The following is a 989-nucleotide window of genomic DNA, read 5'->3' as shown; positions in this document are numbered from 1 at the left end:
ACAGAAACAGAACAACAGCTCCTTCACGAGATGATAGAGACCTATCAAGGCTTAAAGATGATGTCACGCATCATGAAATTGATTGCCTTCATTCTCTTTATGTTTATTATCGATTTTTCCCGTTGCGTGGACGCCATAGAGAATAGCTTCTCACATCTTAAAAGATGGATAACAAAAAGTTAGAACTCACAAAATCTTTCCTTTAAAACATGACGAAACAAGAATTTACACAAACATTGTTTGCGTGGATGGGTGGTAAACACTATCTGCGTAAGAAAATTATACCGATTTTAAATAATATTGACCACGAAACCTATGTTGAACCGTTTTTAGGCTCTGGTGTTATTTTCCTAAATAAAAGACCAGCAAAATATTCTGTCATTAATGATTTGAATGGAGAGATCACGAATCTGTTTCAATGCGTTCAAAATGACTTTGATGATTTAGCCAAACGACTAGAATGGTTTGTTTGTTCAAGACAGTTGTTTTTTGAACTTGCGGCGATTGAACCAGAAAGCCTTTCCAAAGTTGAAAGAGCCGCCCGTTTTTTGTTTCTCCAACGTTGTGTGATGTATGGGAAAAAAGATTATGTCTCTTTTAGTTTTGGAAGGAAAAAGCCTATAGCATTTAATCCCGAAAAGCTGTTATCAAGGATGAGACGTGTTAGACAGAAGCTTCTTGATACGACGATCTTAAATTTGTCGTGGGAACGGGTTATCGAGCTATTTGATGCACCCGACAGTTTATTTTACCTAGACCCGCCTTATCTTGTAAAGAAGAAGTGTTACAGCTCTGGGAATTTTGTTGAAGATGATTTTGTGAGTATGGCAAAAGTTCTCAAAAGCATACAAGGCAAATTTGTCTTGAGTCTGAATGATTGTGATGCGGTTCGAGAGATTTTTAAGGATTTTGACTTTTTAGAATTAGAGACCCTTTGGACCTCTGGTTTTGCTAAAAAACCACCCCGAAAAGAACTCTTGATTCGCAAT

At 37.0% G+C, this 989-nt stretch carries 2 protein-coding genes; both read left to right on the top strand.

From position 1 onward, the window contains the following. On the top strand, window positions 1-183 hold a 183-nt coding region (locus ACFING_RS09910; protein ID WP_375630801.1), incomplete at its 5' end, for a hypothetical protein. 26 nt (window positions 184-209) lie between these two features. Continuing rightward, a partial coding sequence (locus ACFING_RS09905; RefSeq protein WP_375630799.1) for a DNA adenine methylase occupies window positions 210-989 on the top strand: 780 nt, incomplete at its 3' end.

The sequence above is a fragment of the Bartonella sp. AP150HLJHH genome (assembly GCF_042196385.1).
Taxonomy (GTDB): domain Bacteria; phylum Pseudomonadota; class Alphaproteobacteria; order Rhizobiales; family Rhizobiaceae; genus Bartonella.
This window is presented reverse-complemented; position numbering and strand designations above follow the sequence as displayed.